Source organism: Mycobacterium sp. 1165178.9 (assembly GCF_001673555.1).
GTDB lineage: Bacteria > Actinomycetota > Actinomycetes > Mycobacteriales > Mycobacteriaceae > Mycobacterium.
In genome coordinates, this window is sequence record NZ_LZMB01000574.1 from 19,825 (window position 1) to 40,322 (window position 20,498).

Sequence of the window (20,498 nt, forward strand, 5' to 3'; positions counted from 1 at the left end):
ACCCCTTCGTCTACCCGTGTCCAGCAAGTGCCCGCTGTCACGAAACTACAAACATTCCGGCGAGTGGGGTCCGGACGGGCTCCGTTGAAAGCGCCGTGGGAGCCCTGGTCAGTTGCCGGCCTCGATCGACGCGACCCTTGCGGCCGCGTCGGGACCGCAGAAGCGCTGCAGGTCCACTCCGCCCGCACCGAGGAGGTCGTCGATGCGGCGCTTGAGGTCACCCGAAGAAAGGTGGGCGTACAGGTTTCGACCCGGGCAAGACGTTTGGGCTAGGTCTCGATGGCCCGCCAGTGTGTCGGTTGAAACGTGGAAAGTCTGGGCAGCCCACGCGAAAGCGCGAGCTGCCCCCTGGAGCTGGGCCTCCGGCACGGCCTCTTGATCGAAGTCTCCTTCGCAGAGGACCAGGAAATGACCCGTCGTGTCGTAGTCCGTCGCGGTATCGCCCGCGATCTCGGTGCTGCGCAGTTCGTAGATGTCGCCATTGCGGTCGACGCCGACGTGATAGGCGATGTCGATCCATCCGTGCTGGTCCTGGTGGTATCGCTGATCCTGCCGGAGATGGCCTGGGGCATTGCGGTTTTCGCCGAGGACGACGGCCTCGTGGTGCAGGGTCATCCGGGTGATGGTGTGGCGCTTCCCTCCGGAGCGGGCCGGCCGGGCGCCCCACGCGTCCCGGCACAGCAACAGCGCTGAAGTGGTAGCGGTCAGGTTTGCACTGATCGTCGGGGTCGGTGCGGGAGCCGGGGCTGAAGGTGGCATCGGGCCGGTCTCCGACATGGCAGTCGAGCAGCCGCAGACGAGGGACGCCGCACCGGCGCTCCCGGCCAGCGCCAGCAACTGACGGCGGCTGAAAAAAGCTGGCCGGCCGGACGCGGGCTCACACACGGTCCTCACGATACGGGCGTGAGCCGGCCTTCTGGCGAGATCAGATCAGGCGAGGCGGGTATGCGTAAATGCCTGAGGAATTTGCTCGTTACGCTGCTCGGCGGCGCATTGGTAGGCAGGGTATCCGAGGTAGCCCACGCCGGCCAGGACGGCTAAGCACAGGACCACCGGCCAAAAATGAATTGCCAGCCCAAGGGCGAACAGACCGGCGATCACCCCAGCGACAATCCGCCCGGGTATTGGAGTTGCTCACCGACCCGTTCGCACCCACGCGCAAAACCCGATGGGGTCTTTCCCATCAGTCGACGTTGTTCGATCCCGACTCATAGATTCGCATTGATCGAGCGGCTAGCGCGTCCCCATGACCCGACATGTATTTCCCTCGGCCCGAATGCTTTTCGAAATTGCTACCGGCCAAGTCTCGCTGGATGCAGGGATGGGAATATTTTGAGGCGGCAAGGATCGAAGAATCTCTGATGAGCCTTGGAGATCGGGCCTTCGCGTCATCGGTTAACACCGCTGTGGGTTTGGCGGTTCCATCCAGCGTTTGCGGCCATCATTCCGAGAATTCTCGGCTCAGTGCGGTTGCGCGGCGGTTAAACGGATATCCCAGTTCTTTGACCATCGATTGTGGTGGCCCGAAATTGACGGTCCCGGAGGATCAAAGATGGGCATAGGAATTTCAGTCGAGGGGCTGAGCAAGTCATTCGGCTCTGCGCGGGTGTGGGAAGACGTCACGCTGGACATCCCTGCAGGTGAGGTGAGCGGGCTGATAGGCCCGTCCGGCACCGGCAAGTCGGTTTTTTTGAAGTCATTGATCGGGTTGCTGCTGCCGGAGCAGGGCAAGATCATCATCGACGGCAGCGACATCATGAAGAGCACGGCGAAAGAGCTCTACGAGATCCGCAGGTTGTTCGGCGTCATGTTCCAGGACGGCGCGCTGTTCGGCTCGATGAACCTGTACGACAACACGGCGTTCCCGCTGCGCGAGCACACCAACAAGAAGGAAAGCGAGATCCATGACATCGTCATGGAGAAACTCGAGCTGGTGGGCTTGGGCGGCGACGAGAAGAAGTTGCCCGGCGAGATCTCCGGCGGTATGAAAAAGCGCGCCGGCCTGGCCCGCTCGCTGGTGCTCGACCCGGAGATCATCCTCTGCGACGAGCCCGACTCCGGCCTGGACCCCGTCCGCACCGCCTACCTGAGCCAGCTAATCCTCGACATCAACGCGCAAACTGACGCCACGATCCTGATCGTGACGCACAACATCAACGTCGCACGCACTGTGCCGGACAACATCGGAATGCTGTTCCGAAAGCACCTGGTCATGTTCGGCCCACGAGAAGTGCTGCTGACGAGCGACGAACCGGTTGTGGGGCAGTTCCTCAATGGCCGCCGCCTCGGGCCCATCGGCATGTCGGAGGAGAAGGACGAGGCGACGATGGCTGAAGAGCAGGCCCAGGTCGACGCCGGCCACCACGCCGGTGGTGTAGAGGACATCGAGGGCATGCCGCCGCAGATTACCGCCACACCCGGCATGCCGGAACGCAAAGCCATCGAGCGTCGCCGTGCCCGGGTGCGTGAAATCCTGCCCACGCTACCGAAGAACGCGCAGGCGGCGATCCGCGAGGACCTCGAAGGCACCCACAACCACCAGTCCGGCCAGTCCGGCGACGAATCAGGCGGGCGCGGGCGCGAGGACACAGATACGCCATCGACCACTGCCGCACACAGGCGTTGAGCGGGCAAAGCGCTATGCCGGTCGGTGTCTGGGGCGGACCAACTGCGATGCGACAGCACATTTCGACACTGCACTCTTCGCCGATGTGCCGGCACACCGGCCGCTGTTCGGGCGCATGCCCGCGTTCGGTTTACGACAGGAGCGCGCAATGAGCTTCAACCTCGCCGCCATCCTTCGTGAATCTTCAAATGCCCATCCCCATAAACCGCTCTGCCATCTCGGGGAGCAGACCTTCAGCTACGCTCAGGTCGACGAGCTCTCCGGTCGGATCGCCACCAGTCTGCGTGCCCTGGGCGTGCGTCGCGGTGACAAGGTGGCGGTGCACCTACCCAACATGCCCCATTTCTTGTTCGCCTATTTCGGCATTCTGAAAGTCGGTGCGGTGCTGGTGCGGCTGAACCCGCTACTGCGCGCGCCTGAGATCTTTTACCGCCTCGCCAATTGTGGCGCGCGACTGCTGATCACCTTCGAGACCTCGGCTGGAGAGGCTCTCCGCGGCGCCGCCGAAATCGATGGGCTGCCAACGTATGTGGTAAAGGCGCCGATGAACGCCCAACTGCCCGCGGGCACACATCATTTCGATGAGCTGTATTTCGCCGAAGACACCAAAGAGATCGAGCCGACCGATGCCGACGACACGGCGGTCATCGTGTACACCAGCGGCGGTAGCGGCAAACCCGACGGCGCTGAGCTCACACACTTTCAGTTGTACAGCAGCTGCACCAGCGCCCAGGAGCCTGTTTGGTTTCCGCGATGAGGGCCTCATGTATCGCGCGCTGCTTAAGGTGGACGCCGGTGACCGCGACCTGACGCATTGAGTTCGGCGAGCACCTGAAACCTGCTGTAGCTGAATGTATTCGGGCATATGGACCACGCTCATGTCCCACCTAGCGCGTCCCGCACGCGTCCCCGCGCCCGGTCGAGCCTGGCGGCGGCCTCGGTCGCGTCGACGCCCGCGAGCAGGGCGACGATCGCGGTCTTGGCGTGACCTCCGGCGGCGGCGAGCGCGGCGGCCGCGGTCTGTTCGTCGACGCCGGCCACGTCGCGCACGATCCGCACCGCGCGGCGGCGCACCTTCGCATTGGTCGCGCGCACGTCGACCATCCGCGGCCCATAGGCCTTGCCGAGGGCGATCATCACGCTCGTCGAAAGCGCATTGAGCACGACCTTCTGCGCCGTCCCCGCGGTGAGCCGCGTGGACCCGGCGAGCACCTCGGGCCCGGTCAGCAGCTCGATCACCACGTCGGCAGAGGCCTCGCTGCTCGGATTGTTGACTATCGCGACCGTCAAAGCACCCACCGCGCGCGCGTGCTCAAGCGCTCCCAGCACGTATGGCGTGCGGCCGGACGCCGTGATCCCGACGAGGGCGTCGGCGGCGGTCAGGCCCCCGAGATCGGTGACGTCGAATGCGTCCTCCGCGTTTTCTATCGCCTCGGTCAAAGCCGTTGGTCCGCCGGCGATCACGCCGCACACCAGGTCGGTGCCGAACGTCGGTCCACACTCGGCCGCGTCGAGCACCCCGAGCCGGCCGGGTGTCCCGGCGCCGGCGTAGATCAGGCGGCCGCCGTGTTCGAGCCGCGCGGCGATCGCCTCGGCGGCCGCCGCGATCCGCGGCACCGCCGCCGACACCGCGCCATGCGCCTCGCCCTCGGCGGCGACGAGGAGCGCGACGACCTCCGCGATGGGCCGCGCGTCGAGGTCGTCCAGGCCTGGTCGCACGGCTTCGGTGGCGAGCGCATCGAGGCCGTGCGTCACACCGGCGGCCCGGATCCGGATCAGGTGCGGCTCGTGGATCGCTCCGAGCCGCAGCGCGCCTTCGAGCCCGTCGCCGGCGGCAGGGATGAGGTCGAGCCGCTCGCGCAGCGCTTCGATCCGCGCCAGTCCGCCGACCATCGCCACCGGGCCATCCCCGGCCGCGCGGGCGGTCGCGGCGAGCGCCTCGGCGGCGGCGCTGATGATCGCGAGCGCCGCGGCGTCGCCCTGCGCAGCAATCACGTCGGGCGCGAAGGACGCGAGTGCGGCGGCGTCGGTGAGCTGCGCGGGCCAGGTCGCCGGCGCGCCGAAGCGGGCGCGGGCGGCGTCGAGCAGGGCGGTGGACGGCCCGCGGCCGTCATGGCCGCGCAGGGCTGCGCGCAGCCCTGCGGCGCCGATCCACGTCCCCCCGCCCTCGTCGCCCAGCCACGGGCCCCAGCCGTCGGCGGTCCGCAGCGCGCCGTTCGCGTCGATCGCGAGCGCCACCACGCCGGTGCCCGCGATCAGCACGACGCCCGGCTGCCCATTCAGCGCGCCCGCGTGCGCAATCACCGCGTCACTGGTCATCGTGATACGTTGCGCCTGAAGCGATTTCAGCAGAGCGCCGCCCAGTGCGCGCGCCGCATCGGGCGCCGCCAGGGCCCCTGCGGCACCCACGACCACCTCGTCGAAGGGGCCGAAATCTCGCGTTACGGCCACGATCGCCGCCTCCGCGGCCCGCACGCCGCCGGGCGTCGCAAGCCCCGGCGCGCCCGCACCCATTACCCTCCGGCTGCCAGCCGCGGCCCGACAGGACGTCTTGCCGAGATCGACGGCGAGGATCATCGCAGCTTCTGTGCGAATTCGACGATGTTGCCGTCCGGGTCAGCGACGTGCAGCGTCCGTTCCCGCCATGGTCGATCCACCGGTCCGCGCAGGATCTCGACTCCGAGCTCTCTCAGCCGTTCCGCTTCCGCATCTACGTCATCGATCAGGAAGCCGATCTCACCGCAGGGAGGGTTTCCGCCGTCGCGACCGATGAGCTCCGGCAGCTTCGAGCGTTCGAAAAGCGAGAACTTCGTGTTCTCCATTTCGAACTCGACATAGCCGTCGCCCTCGATGCGCACCCGAAGCCCGATCACGTCGCGGTAAAAAGCCACCGACCGGTTGAGCGACTCGACATAGTGGATGACGTAGTCCAAACGCACCATGCAATGCACGGTATCGGTTCGCGCGGTGAAGGTTCAGCGACCGGTGAATGTCGGAGCGCGGCGCTGGGCCGCCGCCGTCACGCCTTCGCGGAAGTCGGCGGTCGCCGCAAGGCGGGTTTGTTCCTCGAGTTCGTGGGTGGTGGCCGCTGCGACGGCCTCGGCGAGGCCGGCGCGCATCGTGGCACGGATGCTCGTCAGCGCCAGAGGAGCCGAAGCGGCGATGCGCTCGGCGAACCGAATCGCCGCCGGCCGAACATCGCCGTCAGCGGCCAGTTCATCGAACAACCCCGCCGCATAGCCGACTTCACCACCGAAACGCTCACCGGTGAGCGCCCACTCGAGCGCTTTTTGCTGCCCGACGACACGCGGCAACGTGGCGGTGATCCCGAAGCCGGGATGAAACCCGAGCCGGCTGAAGTTGGCCGCGAATTTCGAGGAAGGCGCCGCCACTCGGAAGTCCGCGCTGAGGGCAAGCCCGAGCCCGCCGCCGACCGCGGCGCCCTGCACCGCCGCGACAACCGGCTTGCGGGCGCGGAACAAGCGGATGGCCTGGACGTAGAGTTCGCCAGGCAACGAGCGATTATCGGCGGGCTGGGAGAAGTCGGCGCCCGCGCAGAAGTGCTTTCCCTCCGCGCACAACACGATCGCACGGCACTCGATGTCGTCGTCCAGTCGCTCGTAGGCGTCGGCGATGCCCGTGATCAAAGCGGTGTCGAAGTAGTTGTTCGGCGGCCGATGGATCTCCACCATGGCCACGTGGCCGACGAATTCGATGGTCACATCAGTCATAGCTGTTCCAAAAGTTCGCGCACCGCGGCATTGAATGTCTCGGGCTGGTCCATATTCGCCGCATGCCCCGCGTTGTCGATGACGAGTTTGCGGGAATTGGCGATCTTGCGGTGCATGTAGTCGGCCGGGGCCAGAAAGTCGGCGTCTTGGGCGCCGACGACCACCAACGTGGGGACCGTGATGCTGTCGAGCGATGTGATCACGCGAGCGTCCTTTTGGGCCATCACACCGCGGGCAGCGCGCGGCAGCCCCTCGGGATGCGCATGCAATGCCTGAGCGACTTCCACCGAGGCCTCGGCGCGCCCTTCGCCGCGCTCAAGTTCTCGAGCGCGTCGTTCCACCCACGCGTTCCATTTGTCGCGCGCGTCGTCGTTGCGATAACCCGGCCCCGTGTCGACCAGCACCAGCGCGGCCACGCGCTGCGGATGGACGAGGTGGAAGGCCAGGGATAGGTAGCCGCCCAGGGACATTCCGCCGAGTACGGCGCGATCGGCACCTGCGGCATCGAGAATGGCCGCCATGTCGGCGATGCTGATCTGCTCGGTGTAGCGCTCCATGTCCTCGGGTGCGTCGCTGCTGCCATGACCGCGCTGGTCCCAGACGATGACCGGCCGGTCGACGCTCAAGGCATCGATGTTGGGGTTCCACATGGCCGCGGTGGCGCCGAAACCGTGTGTGAGCAACAGCGGCAAGCCCGGCGCGTCCGGGTTGTGCACCTGATAAGCCAGCGTGACCCCGTCTGGGCGCTGGAGCCGGTTCACGACACCACCTCCGACCCAGACTGAATGGCCGGGTACAGAGCGTCGGGGCCACCGGCGACCAGTGCCGCCCCGAGTCGCTCCGCCCAGCGGTGATGCCCCCCGGCTTCGTCTCGCCATGCCCAGAGCCGACGGGTCAGGTAATGCAACGGATACTCCTTCGTCATGCCGATAGCGCCATGCGTCTGGTGGGCGGCCGCCGTCACCAATTGAGCGGCCCGGTCGGCGAGCATTTTGGCGCAAGCGATTTCGAATCCACCCCTGCCGAGTTCGACCGCTTCGACCGCGCCGTCGAGGGCCGACGCGACCACTGCGGCCTGCTGGTGGATGGTGACCAAATGGGCTTGAACGGCTTGGAACCGACCGATGGGGCGGCCGAATTGCTCACGTTCGCCGCTGTAGCGCAATGTCATTGCCGCCACGGCATTTACCGCGCCCGTCATCAGCGCGGCACGGCCCAGCGCGGTGCGCTCCCATAGCGATTGTTCGGTGACCGAATCGGGTGCGTCTGCACGTGCGGTTACCGGAACAGCATCGAAAAGTACTGTGTCACGGGGCTCTTCGGCGAGGTTTACCCCGCGACGGACGGCCGGGCCTCCTGATGAGGTGGCCGGTCCGGGGGCGAGCACCACGACGCCGTCGACGAGTCCGATGACATGCTCGGCGCGGTGACCCCACGCTACGGCCGGCGCCGTACCGAACAGGCGGTCACCGTCGAGACGGAGCGTCGCGCCGGGTGGCAGGACCGTGCGAATGCCCTTGGGCAGCGCGAGACCGGCAGATGCCAATAGCCACCCGCCGACCAGTCCGGCTTCGGCCAGGGGCACCGGCGCCGCGTGCGCTCCCGCGGCGCGGAGCAATTCGATCGCGTCGGCGACGCCACCCCCGGCTCCACCCAGTTCCTCGGGAACCGGGACTTCGCTGAACCCGTTCTGCTGCAATGCGTTCCATAGCTGTGGTGCCCAGCCGGTGGTGTCGGCGTGGCCAACGTCCTCCCAACGGCTGTGCGTGGCAAACAGCTTGTCGGCGGCGGTGTACAGCTCGTTGTCGCTCACGACAATCCTTTGGCGGCGACGGAGCGCAGCACCTCAGTGGTGCCGCCCCGGATAGTGAACGACGGCGCATCCAGCGCGGCGCGACGCAACAACCGTTCGAACAACGACGGCTCCGGCTCCAGGCCGCACACGAGCTCGCGGTCCAACAACTCTCGCAGCGCGCGCACGACGTCTTGTTCGAACCGGGTCCCCATCTCCTTAATGAGCGCCGCCTCGGCCGCGGGGGTGTCACCGGCGTCGATCGCCCGGGCCACTGTCAGCGAGAGCCGGCGTAACACCCAGTATTGGGCCGCGAGCTCGCCGATCAGCCGGCTGCCTTCGCGACTGGTCGCCAGGTCCGGGTGTTCGCGGATGAACTCCTGGACGAGCAGGAACGTCGAGATCCAGCGATCGGGGCCGCTGCGCTCAAAGGCCAACTCGTCGGCGTTCTGTGCCCAGCCCTGCCCGATTTCGCCGATCACCATCTCGTCGGAAACCAGGACCTCGTCCAGAAGTACCTCGGCGAAGTGGTCGGTGCTGCCATTCAGGAAGGGGATCGGCTTGACCGTCACGCCGGGGCTGCGCATATCGATCAGGAATCGGCTGAGCCCCGCGTGCCGTTCACCGTCGCCGGTTCGGCACAGCGCGATCATGAAGTCGGCGCGCATGGCGTTGCTTGTCCACACCTTGACCCCCGACACCCGCCAGCCGTTCGTGTCGCGCACACCCTTCGTGCGGACCGACGCGAGGTCGCTTCCAGCGTCGGGCTCGCTCATGCCGATGCAAAAACACAACTCGCCGTGGCAGATTCGCGGCAACAGCCATTGCTTCTGTTCCTCAGTGCCGTAACGAAGGAGCACCTGGGCGATCTGTCGGTCGGCCACCCAGTGATGCCCAACGGGCGCGCCCCAGCGCAGCAGTTCTTCGACGACGACGAAGCGGTCGACGGCGGTGGCGTCGTGGCCGCCATAACGGGCCGGGACGGCCATGCCGATCCAGCCACGCTTGCCCAACGCGGCGGAGAACTGCGGATTCACCTCGGCGCTCATGCCGAGGCCAGGCTCGAACGTCCCCCAGGGCAGCTCCTCGGCCAGGAATGCCCGAACGCGTTGCCGCAATTCCAGCTCTGCGCCGGTGAGCGCGGCAGGCGACGTGACCATACGTGGCAGGCTAGCCACCCACTGCGAAGCGAGGAAAGGTACCGCCATGCAGGCGTAAGGTTCGACCATGAACGTCGCGGGCAGCGCGCCGGACATCCACTATGCCAAGAGTGGTGGCCTGAACATCGCGTACTCGGTGACGGGAGAGGGCCCCGACCTTGTCGTCGCCCCCGGCTTCATCTCACACCTCGACATCATGTGGGAAGAGCCGTCGGCCGTTCACTTCTACTCGCGGCTCGCGTCCTATCGTCGCGTCGTCACCTTCGACAAGCGGGGCACCGGCCTTTCGGATCCGGTCATGCACGCGCCGACGCTTGAAGAGTCCGTCGACGACCTGCGCGCGGTCATGGACGCGGCCGGATGTGAACGCGCCGACCTCGTCGGCGTTTCGGAGGGCGGCACGATGGCGATGCTGACGGCGGCCGGCCATCCCGAGCGCGTGAACGCGCTTGCCTTATATGGCACGTTCTCCCGCCTGCTCGAAGCGAGTGACTACCCGCTCGGCGTCACCGAGGAGCAGCTGTCGGCGTTGGTCGAGGTGAGTGCCAACGGCTGGGGTGAGGGCGTCGGATTGGGTGCATGGGCTCCGAGCCGACGGGGCGATGCCGCTTTCCGGCGGTGGTGGGCGCGGCTGCAGCGGGTGGCCGCCAGCCCGGGCATGGTCCGTAACATCTTCGCGCTCTATCCGCAGCTGGACATCCGCGACGTGCTGCCCACGATCCAGGCGCCGACGCTCGTACTCCACCGGCGCGACGACCAGATGGTGAGGCTGGAGATGGGTCGCTACCTCGCCGAACGCATCCCCGGGGCGAAATTCGTCGAGGTCGACGGCACCGACCACCTGTTCTTCACGGGCGACGCCGATGCCCTGCTCGACGAGATCGAAGAGTTCCTCACCGGCGTCCGGCCGCAGCCCGCGGTCGAGCGGGTCCTGGCCACGGTGCTGTTTACCGACATCGTCGACTCCACGAAGCGAGCGGTCGAGCTTGGTGACCGGCGCTGGAAGGAGCTGCTGGGCAGGCACGACGCCCAGGTACGGCGCCAACTCGCACGCTTCCAGGGCCGTGAGGTCAACACGACGGGCGACGGCTTCCTCGCCCGGTTCGACGGGCCCGCCCGGGCGATCCGGTGTGCCGCGGCGATCCGCGACGTGCTGCGCAGCCTGGGTCTTGAGGTGCGGGCGGGCGTACACACGGGCGAGGTGGAGTTGCGCGACGACGACATCAGCGGCATCGCCGTTCACATCGCCGCGCGGGTGGCAGCGGCGGCCGGTGCGGGCGAGGTGCTCGTCTCGCGCATCGTCGTCGATCTGGTCGCCGGGTCGGGTCTTGGCTTCACCGCTCGCGGCGCGCACACCCTCAAGGGCGTGGCCGGCGAGTGGGCGCTGTTCGCCGTCGAAGGTTGACGGCTACGGGTAATCCACGCGCTCAGTTCTCCGCGGACTGATCCGTCCGGGAATCCCAAATCGCCTGTGTGTCAACCCCGATCGAGGGGTGGTGGATTTCCTGGAAGTTCCGTCCGCCGCGACGGAATGTGGCGACGACGGCGGCCGGCACATCGTGTTCCAGGATCGGCGTGGACAGCCACTCGCAGGGTCGTATGTGCACCAAATCCACCGCCGCAGCGGTCTCGTCGGCGTCGTAGACGTAGGGCCCGGAGATGCGGCCCAGCCAGAACCACCCGCTGGTGTCGCGGGTCCACACAAACGAACCTTCGTCGAGCTCGGCGAATCGGGCGACCCGATGGACAAGTCGCTCCTCTTCGCCCGAATTGCTCACAAGTCGACCGAATCCGCACACGCCGAGCCGGCGAGCGCGATCGATGGCGGCTTGCGGCTCGACGGCATCGTTGCGCGAACGCATCGGCGCGCGGTAGACGGCGACCATGAGAGACATCGTGCGCCTCGACCCTGCAGCCGACCCGATGCGGGCCCTTTCCTGCACAGCGCGCCTGACGACGTTTTAATCTCCCGACATGGATCGCATCTGGCAGTGGGCGTGGGATCGGTACGGGGCGAGGTACTACTGGTGGGCGTTATGCGTGGCCGCGTATCTCGTTTCGCTTCCCGTTTACTCCGTGTTCATAACTCTGCCAATCGTCGCGTCGGAGAAGTCCGGACGATACGTTGACGCGATCGCCGTCACCGTTGTCGCCGTGGTGGTACTCGTGTGCATCATGGTCTTTCCGGGCCGCCAATGGATTCGCTTCATGGGGCAGTGGGCAGCCGGTCGTGAAATCGATCGAGCGGCCGCACTCGAGGAGACCTACCGCTACAGCCGCAGATCGTCGGTCTTGACGGTCTGGGCGACCGGCGTCTGGGCCGCTGCGCTATCGGTTGCCGTCGGCGCGATCGGCGGAGCGGCGTGGACCCGGTTGGTGCAATACGGGATCCGCGGCGCCGTCGTCGGAATAGCGGTGCAGCTGATTGCTTATCACAGCATCCTGGAGGCGATGCAACGTCCGGTCAGGATCGCCCTGGCCGGCGACACCGGGATCGGGGACTCCTTGCCGCACTCGCGTCCGAGTTTTGCCACTCGCTCGAACGTGTCCATGCTTGCGGCCGCGTTCGGCTACGCCGTTGCTGGCGCTATGTTCGCGACGGTGCTCAACCCGGTCAGCGATGCGCCGATCCTGTCCGCCGCGATCGGATGCGTGTTGACGCTGGTTTTCGCAGTGCCGGTCACGGTCGGTATCGGGTTTTCACACTCTCTGCAACCTGTTCGCGACCTCGCTAGAGGCGCCGAACGTGTTGCGGCGGGGGACTATAGCCAACGCTTGCCGGTCGTCCAGGACGACGACCTGGGCGCTCTGGCCGCATCATTCAATCGCATGCAGACGGGATTGGCTGAGCGACAACGGCTTCAGGCCGCGTTCGGCACCTACGTCGATCCGGCCCTCGCTGCGCGGCTGCTCGAGCAGGGCGACGACGTGTTCACCGGGGAGCGTCGCGAGGTGAGCGTGATGTTCGTCGATATCCGTGACTTCACCCCGTTCGCCGAGGCGAACTCCGCCGAGGACACCGTCGCCCGGCTCAACGCGCTGTTCGAAATCGTCGTGCCCGCCGTCGTCGACGCCGGTGGGCACGTCAACAAGTTCCTCGGCGACGGAGCGCTGGCCGTATTCGGCGCCCCCAACGACCTCGTCGATCATGCCGATGCGGCGGTGGCCGTGGCGGTGCTGATCCAGCGCCTTGTGGCCGAGCGATTCGGCGGCGAGCTTCGGATAGGCATCGGCATCAACACCGGGAGGGTGATCGCTGGAACCATCGGCGGCGGAAGCAAGCTGGAGTTCACCCTGATCGGTGACACGGTCAACGTCGCCGCCCGCGTCGAGCAACTCACCAAGGCCACCGGCGACGCCATCCTTCTCACCGGTTCGTGCGTGGACGCGCTGACTTGCCGGCCGCCCGGACTCCTCGATCGCGGAGCGCACGCTTTGAAAGGCAAGTCGGCCGAGGTGCGGGTATTCGCTCTCGCCCTAGGAGAGCCCACCCCGCCTGAGTTCCGCGCCTAGCGGTTGTCCTAGCCTCTCGGGGCCAGGACGATGACGGGGATCGGGCGCGACGTCTTCTTCTGGTACTCGTTGTAGCGGTTTTGATTGTTCTTGTTGACGATCTGCCACAGCCGCTGGTAATCCGGATCACCGGACACCACCGGCTTTGCGGTGACGGGGAAACGCCTTGGGCCGACGTTGATCTCGACGTCGGGATGGGCCTTCAGGTTGTGGTACCAGCCAGGAGCCTGGGGCGCACCGCCTTTGGAGGCGACAATCAGATAGTTGTCACCGTCGCGTGCGTAGGTCAGCGACGTCGTGCGTTGTTTACCGGTCTTCGCGCCGACCGTATGCAATAGCAGGCTCGGTATCCACAGCGTGCGGTGACCGATCCAGCCGTTCGTCTTCTGATAGACCGTGTCGTGGGCCCGCAGGACCTGAGAGAAGACCTTTTCCACGAGACTCATGGCTACCAGTCTCACTCAGCGGCGGCGGGCTTCGCCAGTGCCTCCCACGAGGCGCGTCGGGCTAGTGGTGGTGCGGCGGTTGCTCGTCACGCAGGCGGCGTTCGTCTGACGCCTCGCGCATCTGCTCCTCGTCGCCGAACCTCTCCACGTCCTCGGGGGTGACGTGCACCCTTTTCGGTTGTGGGGCGGCCGGCGGGTGTTGGGGTTCACCGGGCATGAGGCGATTGTCTCTTATCTCGGGCGAACATCAGCCCTCGGCTCGGGCGATGTTCTCGACAGCCAGCGCGGCGACGTGGACTTCTTCCCGTTCGGCCGATGGTTGCGATGTACGTGTCGATGATCAAATTGCCTTGACAGCGAGTAGAAGCAAAAGGTCAACTACGTTCCCCTTGAGCCGCAGCAGCGCCCGCCGCCGCCCGGATTCGGTGAAGGATTCAGTGACCGATGGTTTGATCGATCAGGCGATCAAAGATCAATCACGCCTCGTTCTCGGTGATCCACTCCGTGGTGAAGCGCAGTATCTCGGGAATGCCGTTGGCCAAATCGGATCCGATGGACTTCTCGAGTTTGCCGCCCAGCAGAGGGATTTTCACTTCTACTCGCACGGCGGAGCGCAGTTGGCAACCGCCGTCATCCGTCGGTGCCAGCCAGGTTTCCATGTGACCCGTCCCCAATCCGCCGGACGCCGAGACGCTGGCTTGCCCGCGCACCCGCCGGTCACCGTCCGGTCGCCATTTCTCGGTGTGCACGAGCTTGAGGTCACCTTTGATGAGTTTGGTGACCAGCCCGGGTAACAGTTGACGACCGAAATGCTGGGTGGTGCTCACTGTCACCGTGCCGTCGGCGTCTACCACCAGCGAATCCAACGTGATGTTGGTGGCATCGGCGATGCGGGCCATCCAATAGTCTTCGCGACCGAACGCGGCATGGATTTGTTCGACACTTGCGGGTGACTCGGTCGAGACGTCGAATGAGCGCGACATATCCGTGCATTCTTGCAGAGTCGCGGTTCAGGGCCGCTCGAAATGCTGATAATCGATCGGCCTGGTCCAGCGACCGCCCCACCGCCACCCACGATCCGTGAAGGCGCGCACGACGGGGTCCCCGTCGTGTAGGAGTCCGGGCACCTTCAGGCTGCGGTCCAGGTAGTTCGCCGCGTTTTGCGGCTGGAAGGTGCCGGTGGCGTAGACGCAGGGGTTGAGACGCGGATTGAGGTCGATAGCGCGGCCAAAGCGTGTTGAGACCAGTGATCGCTTCCCGGGATGCCCCGGCAGTGAACGCCGACGTGTTGTCCTGCATGGAGAGCTCATCGTCAGCGGCCGTGTATTGGTCGGCGGTCCGGATCTTCTCGATTGGAAAGCCTGGTGCGTCTGCCCATCGAAACCGAGGTGGTCGACCTCGACTCGTCGTAGCTGGGCGGGGTCTACTGGACAGCCCGTCCGCCAGCTCGCGCCGACCCATCGCCTGCCGGACATCAATGGGGATGAGTCCTCACCGCTCGCTCCCATACCGACTGGACCGCCGCGACCGGGCGGCGCGACACGTCCGGCGACAACGCTACTGCATGCCGCTCCTAACCTGCTGCGCGACAGCCGCTTTGCGCCGGAATCGAAGTAGTAGTACCTGCCGTCAGGCCGTCGACCTACCCTTGCCGTATGCCGGTGGTCAGTGGCAGGTGGAAGATCCGGCCAACCTCGCTGCGCAAGACGGTCGTGGTCGCGATTGTGCTGCTCGGCCTCATCGCGGCGTCACCCTGGGCGTTTACGGCACACACACCCGTCGCCGACCGCCCGCCGCAGCCCGCGCCGGCGCCCGCACCGGCGCCGGCGGCGGGAGACCCCGGCCGCGGCGCCCGCACCTGACTTCGCAACCGTCTCCAAGCTGATGAACGACGCGATCTCGGCAGACGGGCTGCCGGGCGGGGCGGTGGTGGTCGGGCACGGCGGCGACGTCGTCTTTCACCAGGCGTACGGGTCGCGCAAACTGCCGGGCGAACCGGGGCTGGACGGATCGCCCGGGCCCGCGGAGCCGATGACCGAGGACACGATCTTCGATATGGCTCGTTGACGAAGTGCCTCGCAACGGCGGTCGCCATCATGCAGCTCTACGAACAGGGCAAGGTCGCGTTCGATGATCCGGTGCAGAAATATCTGCCCGACTTCAACGCGACGAACGACCCACGGCGGGCCCAGGTCACGGTTCGCATGTTGCTGACCAACTTCTCGGGCGAAGGGATCGACGTCAGCCTTCAAGATCCGTGGGGGCTGGGCGGACCCGACAAAGCGGAAGGCATTCGTCGCGCGCTCACCACGCCACTGCAGTCCGGTCCGGGTGAGCTTTTCCGATACTCCGACATCAACTACATCCTGCTGGGCGCGCTACTCGAAAAAACCACGGGCGAGGCTGAAGACACGTACGTCCAACGCAATGTGTTTTCGCCGCTTGGCCTGCAAGACACCCGCTATCTCCCCGTGGCCAAAGCCTGTGGCCCCCACGTGGTGCGCGGGGCGGCTGTCGCCTGGGCCCCCGCTCGGCCAGCGGGAGAACCGATGAATTGTCCCGCGGGGACATGGAACACCACCCTGTTGCCACGTATCGCCCCGACGGCGAGGGACGAGGAAAGCAGAGACGACCCGAGCAAGAATCCCAATTTCTATGCGCTGCTTCGGGGTACGGTCCATGACCCGACCGCGCGCCGCATGGGGGGAGTCGCCGGCAATGCAGGCCTGTTCTCGACGGCGCACGACGTCAGTATCTTTGCGCAAGCGCTGCTTGATCGGCTGGCCGGGCGCCCGAGTGAGTTTCCCTTGCGGCCAGAAACTCTCGAGCTGATGACGACTCCTCAGCAGCCCGGCCACACCGCCGGACAAGTCGACGCGGCAAACCGTGCCGCTCAAAGATCTCACGCCGCGCACTATCCCGCGATCGAGGGGCAAAGCCTCTTCGGCTTTGGCTGGGACATCGACACGGCCTACTCCAAGCCGCGGGGAAAGGTCTTTCCCATCGGCAGCTTCGGCAACACCGGGTTTACCGGAACCACGCTGTGGATGGACCCAGGCTCAAATACCTACGTCATTCTGCTCTCGAACTCAATCCACCTGCGGGGCAGCCCGCCCATCTCGAATCTCAGGGGTGCGGTGGCTACGGCGGCGGCGCAGGCCCTGCAGCTCTACAACACCGCGCCGTCGGGCACGCCATCGGCGCCTACCCCGCGCAAAACGCCGTAGTTTCTTGTCATTTCACGCAAGGAATGCCGTCGGCGGTCATGCGTGAGAGGTTGGTAACGGCAGGTTCTTGTGTGCCGGCGCCGGCGGCCGGCACCGTGGTGACGGGTGCCGCCGCAGTGGTGGTCGGTGATTCCGACGTGTAGTTGCGGTGGTGGTCAAACCGGGAGAAATCGGTCCCGACGGTCAGTTGCACCGTGTTGCTGGCGATGGTCGCGGATGCGGTCGCCGTTATGTCGTACTGGTCGGCGAGTTCGGTGGCCGCTATCTTCGCGCCGGGCCCGTAGGCGATGCTGCTCGTCTCGCTGATGGAGCCGGCGCTGCTGACCTTGCCTTCACTGAATTGACCAGTCGCTAAGAGCGTTTGGACGCTTGCGGCCTCGCCTTGCCGCCCGGAGGCGTTGACCACGTCGAGCGCGACGCTGCCGGCGGTGCTCTGCGCGCCGTTGTCCGGTTGTGCCGCCGGGGTAGGGCTGCCGGCCGAGGATGTTGTCGAGGAATCGGTGCCCACCAGGTTGTGCGCGACGGAGCGGATAGTGGGTATGTCAATGAAATTCACGTAGGCGCCGTTCGAGATTTCGCCGAAGCTGGTGACCGGCAACGTGTACAGCGTGACTGGCCTATTGGGGAATTCCAACGCGTTGCGAACGAAATCGTCGAAGTCGAACCCGGCGTCGACCGCGACGTTCTGCTTGGCGACGCCCAGCAGGGCGTGCAATTTGGTGGGGTCCGACAACGTCCCGCCGCGGCGCATCGCGCTGACCACCGAGACGATGAAGGCCTGCTGGCGCCGGCTTCGATCAAGGTCGGTGAATGCCGCGTCGTTGGGGTCGCGGCGTTGCCGAACGAACGCCAACGCTTGAGTTGCGTTGATCTGTTGCATGCCTCGACGAAAGTCAGCGCCGGAGTAGTAGCGGTCCGAGGTGTCGGCGTTTAGGCACACCGTGATCGGTTCGACCACGCGTGCGAGTTGGAAGAACCCGGCCAGCGTGACTTCGACGAAGTGATCGATCGGAATTTGCAGGAGATTTTTGACGGTGCTGATTTCGGCTTTGCGGCCCGCCTCCCGCGCCGTTTGTTCTCTAGTGGTGGAGTCTTGCCCTTGCAGCGGGGTCGGAGTCGCTTGTGAGCCGGCAGAGCCGTGTCCGGCCATGACGCGTTGGTAGGCGAAGCTGTAGGCCTCCTTGATCTTGCCGCGGCAATCCGAGGTCGGGCATCCGGCCAGCTCGACATAGTCGTCGCGGGGGATCGAGATCGCCGTGGCCGGACCGCCGCCGGCGGGTAGGTGCACCACGATGAGCGCGTCGGAATCGCCGTCTGCGGAATCCTCATCTCCCGCGTGCAGCGCGGCATAGAGGTCGGGTGGCAGCGGCTGTCCGTGCTGGTCGCGGCGGCTATCCAGGCCCATGATCAGGATGTTCTGGTCGCTTCCGGTCGACACGGGTTCACCAGCCAATGCCTCGGATCTGGTGATGCCCGCTGAGGCGCTGCGGTAGGCGTGCCACGCGATGCCGATGGCGGCCACCAACACCAGGGACGCCAGCGCGGCCAGCATTTTGGCACCGGCCACCATCCGGTGGTTGCGGTGCAAGCGATTCCGGGGCCCGGCCGTCGGCGAATCTGGTTCTTCCTCGTCGGGCGGGCCCGCTCGACGCGTCATGGCAGAACTGAGAATAGCCAGGTAGCGGCCCGTCAAACCGCGGAACGCCTGAGCGCCCTATCTTCTGATCGGACGCAGGCTAGGACTGCGTGTCAGCTTCCAGCAGACGTAACGGATGCAGACCGTCGACGTAGCCGACGAACGGCGGGTGAATGCTGTAGCCGAGCATCCGGCGAATGTCATCGGAGACCGCTCGGGCGATGTCGCGCGATATCGACAAGGTGTAGGCCTCCATCGGCCGCAGCCACGGTTGGCAGTACTGAGCGGTGACGGCCAGGCGCTCCTGGTCGGTGTTGTTGGCGCCACCGCCGTGCCACAGCGTGCCCAGGAAGAAGACGCACGACCCGGCGGGCATGACGACCGGCAGCACCTGATCGTCCGGACCCGGCCGGCGCTTGCCCCAGCGGTGGCTGCCCGGGTAGACGACGGTGGCGCCGTTGTCGGGGGTGAAGTCGTCGATCGCCCAGATCGTCGCGGCGGCGAGTGGCGCCCGGGGACGCGGAATCGGGTAGAAGCCGTCGTCGTGATGCGCCAGCTGTGCGGCCTCACCGGGGTGAATGTTGATGGCCTGCAACGCCGAAAGCAGGTAGTTGGGCATCAGCAGCCGATCGAGCACCGCCAGCACCCGCGGCTCATCGACAAGCCGGTCGCACACCCGGGTCCTGCTCAGCACGCTGTAGATGCGCTGGGTGCGCAAACCTTCGAAAGAGTTGCGGCCGGTGTGCCCCAGCCAAGGGCGCACGGCCGCACGAATCTGCGAGCATTGCTCGGCGCTGAGCAGGTTCTCCCAGATGACGTAGCCGTCGCGATCCAGCGCCGCCAAGTCGGCCTCGACGACCGCGCTGTCCACCGAACTTCCACCGGTCGGCGTCCGCTTGTAGCGCTGCGCCAGATCGCTTCGCAGGTCCTCCAGCGTGGTGACTGGTTCGTCGTCGATGCTCATGGGTGCTCGTCCTTGGTCCACTGGCGCTTCTGCCCACACTAGGCCGAGTTCGGGCCAACCCACACACAAATCGCCGACCGGTCAACCTCGAAGGCCGGTGATGAACCGTTGCACGCTGCGGGTCAGTGACCGGGGCACGTGGTCAGGATCCATCAGGTCGTTCTCGGCCAGCGGACCCGCCTCGTTGGCAATGGTGCGCTCGGTGAAGGGCCGCAACGTCTTGCCGTCACCCCGAAGTGCCTCGATGGCCTTCAAGACCGAACGGTGTTCACCGATCGCGTCTTCCAATTCGTTTACTGAAACACCGAGGTGCTCGGCCATCAATTCGTTTCGCACTGAAGCGATTTCGCGGCGCACCTCGTCGTGTTCGGAATCGCCCGGCTGCGCCTCGATCGCGACGTCACACTCGCTGTCGAAACCCATTGAGCGGTTGTTGAAATTCGAGGAGCCGATACGCAGCAGCCGATCGTCGACCGCCAGCACCTTCGAATGGACGTAGATCGGCGCACCGCGGTCGGTCACCGGCCAGAACACGCCCAACCGGCCATGCTCGTCGGCTTCCCACAGCAATTGGATGAGGCGGTGGCGTGCGCTGTCCATGGTTCCCCGCTCGAGCGGGTTATTGCCTCTGCGGGCCAGCACCATGACGATCTCTGGACCCTCGGCTTCGCGCAGGCGCGCAGCCAGCGCTTCGGCGATGGTTCGGGACGCCAGGTATTGGTTTTCCATATAGCAGGTGTCCCGTGCCGCCGCGATGGCGGCCAGGTTGAGCGCCTCCACCTCCCGGACCTCGGCGGAATCCTCGAGCTTCGGCACGGTGCGCGCGATGCCGACGTCGACGTTGTACAAGCTCGGTTCCAGCTTGCTGGGCCAGGCGCTGTGCTTGGCTTCCACCGGCGATAACGATTGCTCGGTTGCGGTCTGCCACCGGGCCAGGGCCTGCTCGCCCAGGGCCCGGGCCGCCGCACCGTCTACGGCCACGCCGACATCGTGTCGCGGCCCGTAGCCGCGCCCTACTGTCCGGCGGTGCTGGTTGCGATGGGCGTGGGCACGGGTGTCCCATCGTTCGAGCGTCAAGTCGATGCCGCCGCAGAACGCCACCGCATCGTCGACGACCACTATCTTCTGGTGATGCACCGAGCCGATCGGGTGGGCGCCGTCGATGGCGAGATGCATTCGCCTACTGCTGATCTGGTTCAGCAGCGATACCGGGGTGAGGCCAAACCAGATGCCGTCGAAGGCCGGCAGCAGTCGCAGATTGGACTTCAGCAGGTGGATATCCAGACCCGACCGTTTCCACAGCATCCAGTAGAGGAACGCGCCCAGCTGGTTTGGCCCCGGAAGTGTCTTCGCGCCCCGCTCGAACGTCACCCGGGAATCGAAGTCCCAGCCGATCAGCATGA

18 protein-coding genes and 3 pseudogenes are annotated in these 20,498 nt (G+C 66.0%); 5 read left to right on the forward strand and 16 right to left on the reverse strand.

What is annotated here, in order from left to right:
- Positions 1 to 108 precede the first annotated feature (108 nt).
- Positions 109 to 759: an N-acetylmuramoyl-L-alanine amidase gene (locus A5652_RS24420; protein ID WP_232001402.1), complete on the reverse strand. Its 651-nt coding sequence runs from the start codon at positions 757 to 759 to the stop codon at positions 109 to 111.
- A gap of 793 nt (positions 760 to 1,552) precedes the next feature.
- Between A5652_RS24420 and A5652_RS24425 the strand changes: the two genes are divergently transcribed.
- The gene (locus A5652_RS24425) at positions 1,553 to 2,626 is read left to right on the forward strand and encodes an ABC transporter ATP-binding protein (protein ID WP_067358092.1); all 1,074 of its coding nucleotides are present in this window, start codon (positions 1,553 to 1,555) and stop codon (positions 2,624 to 2,626) included.
- Between the two features lie 115 nt (positions 2,627 to 2,741).
- The gene (locus tag A5652_RS24430) at positions 2,742 to 3,383 is read left to right on the forward strand and encodes an AMP-binding protein (protein ID WP_197514097.1); all 642 of its coding nucleotides are present in this window, start codon (positions 2,742 to 2,744) and stop codon (positions 3,381 to 3,383) included.
- A 119-nt stretch (positions 3,384 to 3,502) separates the two neighbouring features.
- Here A5652_RS24430 and A5652_RS29300 read toward each other — a convergent pair whose 3' ends face one another.
- From A5652_RS29300 to A5652_RS24460, 7 genes and pseudogenes are all read right to left on the reverse strand, one after another.
- On the reverse strand, positions 3,503 to 4,381 hold the full coding sequence (locus tag A5652_RS29300) for an N-acetylmuramic acid 6-phosphate etherase (RefSeq protein ID WP_067358157.1): 879 nt from the start codon (positions 4,379 to 4,381) through the stop codon (positions 3,503 to 3,505).
- Between the two features lie 99 nt (positions 4,382 to 4,480).
- Positions 4,481 to 5,203, reverse strand: a pseudogene (locus A5652_RS29305) (BadF/BadG/BcrA/BcrD ATPase family protein); the annotation flags it as partial.
- Positions 5,200 to 5,568, reverse strand: a complete 369-nt coding sequence (locus A5652_RS24440; RefSeq protein WP_067358099.1) for a VOC family protein — start codon at positions 5,566 to 5,568, stop codon at positions 5,200 to 5,202. The pseudogene A5652_RS29305 and the gene A5652_RS24440, both read right to left, overlap by 4 nt.
- A 33-nt stretch (positions 5,569 to 5,601) precedes the next feature.
- Positions 5,602 to 6,357, reverse strand: coding sequence for an enoyl-CoA hydratase/isomerase family protein (locus A5652_RS24445; protein ID WP_067358103.1), 756 nt, complete (start codon positions 6,355 to 6,357; stop codon positions 5,602 to 5,604).
- Positions 6,354 to 7,118 carry an alpha/beta fold hydrolase gene (locus A5652_RS24450; RefSeq protein WP_067358106.1) on the reverse strand — a complete coding sequence of 255 codons (765 nt, stop codon included), beginning with the start codon at positions 7,116 to 7,118 and terminating at the stop codon, positions 6,354 to 6,356. The genes A5652_RS24445 and A5652_RS24450 overlap by 4 nt, the downstream gene beginning before the upstream one ends.
- A complete protein-coding gene (locus tag A5652_RS24455; RefSeq protein WP_067358109.1) occupies positions 7,115 to 8,170 on the reverse strand; it encodes an acyl-CoA dehydrogenase family protein in 1,056 nt (351 codons plus the stop codon). The genes A5652_RS24450 and A5652_RS24455 overlap by 4 nt, the downstream gene beginning before the upstream one ends.
- The gene (locus tag A5652_RS24460; protein ID WP_067358161.1) at positions 8,167 to 9,309 is read right to left on the reverse strand and encodes an acyl-CoA dehydrogenase family protein; all 1,143 of its coding nucleotides are present in this window, start codon (positions 9,307 to 9,309) and stop codon (positions 8,167 to 8,169) included. The genes A5652_RS24455 and A5652_RS24460 overlap by 4 nt, the downstream gene beginning before the upstream one ends.
- Before the next feature lie 67 nt (positions 9,310 to 9,376).
- Here A5652_RS24460 and A5652_RS24465 point away from each other — a divergent pair, with 67 nt between their 5' ends.
- Entirely contained in the window at positions 9,377 to 10,714 is a 1,338-nt protein-coding gene (locus A5652_RS24465) for an adenylate/guanylate cyclase domain-containing protein (protein ID WP_067358112.1), read from the forward strand.
- 22 nt (positions 10,715 to 10,736) lie between these two features.
- Here the strand turns inward: A5652_RS24465 and A5652_RS24470 are convergent, their stop codons facing one another.
- Positions 10,737 to 11,195 (reverse strand): GAF domain-containing protein, encoded by a 459-nt coding sequence (locus A5652_RS24470; protein ID WP_082984066.1) that lies wholly within the window; start codon positions 11,193 to 11,195, stop codon positions 10,737 to 10,739.
- Positions 11,196 to 11,283: 88 nt separating this feature from the next.
- On the opposite strand from A5652_RS24470, the gene A5652_RS24475 reads away from it, so the two are divergent.
- Positions 11,284 to 12,822, forward strand: a complete 1,539-nt coding sequence (locus A5652_RS24475; RefSeq protein WP_067358120.1) for an adenylate/guanylate cyclase domain-containing protein — start codon at positions 11,284 to 11,286, stop codon at positions 12,820 to 12,822.
- Positions 12,823 to 12,830: 8 nt separating this feature from the next.
- On the opposite strand, the gene A5652_RS24480 is transcribed toward A5652_RS24475, so the two are convergent.
- The 4 genes and pseudogenes from A5652_RS24480 to A5652_RS27250 form a co-directional block, all read right to left on the reverse strand.
- A complete protein-coding gene (locus A5652_RS24480; protein WP_067358124.1) occupies positions 12,831 to 13,268 on the reverse strand; it encodes a nitroreductase family deazaflavin-dependent oxidoreductase in 438 nt (145 codons plus the stop codon).
- 61 nt (positions 13,269 to 13,329) lie between these two features.
- Positions 13,330 to 13,485, reverse strand: a complete 156-nt coding sequence (locus A5652_RS28235; protein ID WP_197514098.1) for a hypothetical protein — start codon at positions 13,483 to 13,485, stop codon at positions 13,330 to 13,332.
- 259 nt (positions 13,486 to 13,744) lie between these two features.
- A complete protein-coding gene (locus A5652_RS24485) occupies positions 13,745 to 14,251 on the reverse strand; it encodes a DUF2505 domain-containing protein (protein WP_067358127.1) in 507 nt (168 codons plus the stop codon).
- Positions 14,252 to 14,278: 27 nt separating this feature from the next.
- A pseudogene (locus A5652_RS27250) lies at positions 14,279 to 14,860 on the reverse strand (M15 family metallopeptidase).
- 63 nt (positions 14,861 to 14,923) lie between these two features.
- On the opposite strand from A5652_RS27250, the pseudogene A5652_RS24495 reads away from it, so the two are divergent.
- A pseudogene (locus tag A5652_RS24495) lies at positions 14,924 to 16,495 on the forward strand (serine hydrolase domain-containing protein).
- Between the two features lie 7 nt (positions 16,496 to 16,502).
- Here the strand turns inward: A5652_RS24495 and A5652_RS24500 are convergent.
- The 3 genes from A5652_RS24500 to A5652_RS24510 all read right to left on the reverse strand — a co-directional run.
- The gene (locus tag A5652_RS24500; protein WP_232001408.1) at positions 16,503 to 18,152 is read right to left on the reverse strand and encodes an LCP family protein; all 1,650 of its coding nucleotides are present in this window, start codon (positions 18,150 to 18,152) and stop codon (positions 16,503 to 16,505) included.
- 79 nt (positions 18,153 to 18,231) lie between these two features.
- The gene (locus A5652_RS24505; protein ID WP_067358134.1) at positions 18,232 to 19,095 is read right to left on the reverse strand and encodes a phytanoyl-CoA dioxygenase family protein; all 864 of its coding nucleotides are present in this window, start codon (positions 19,093 to 19,095) and stop codon (positions 18,232 to 18,234) included.
- 81 nt (positions 19,096 to 19,176) lie between these two features.
- Positions 19,177 to 20,498: phospholipase D-like domain-containing protein (locus A5652_RS24510; protein ID WP_067358136.1), on the reverse strand; the 1,322-nt coding region annotated here is incomplete at its 5' end.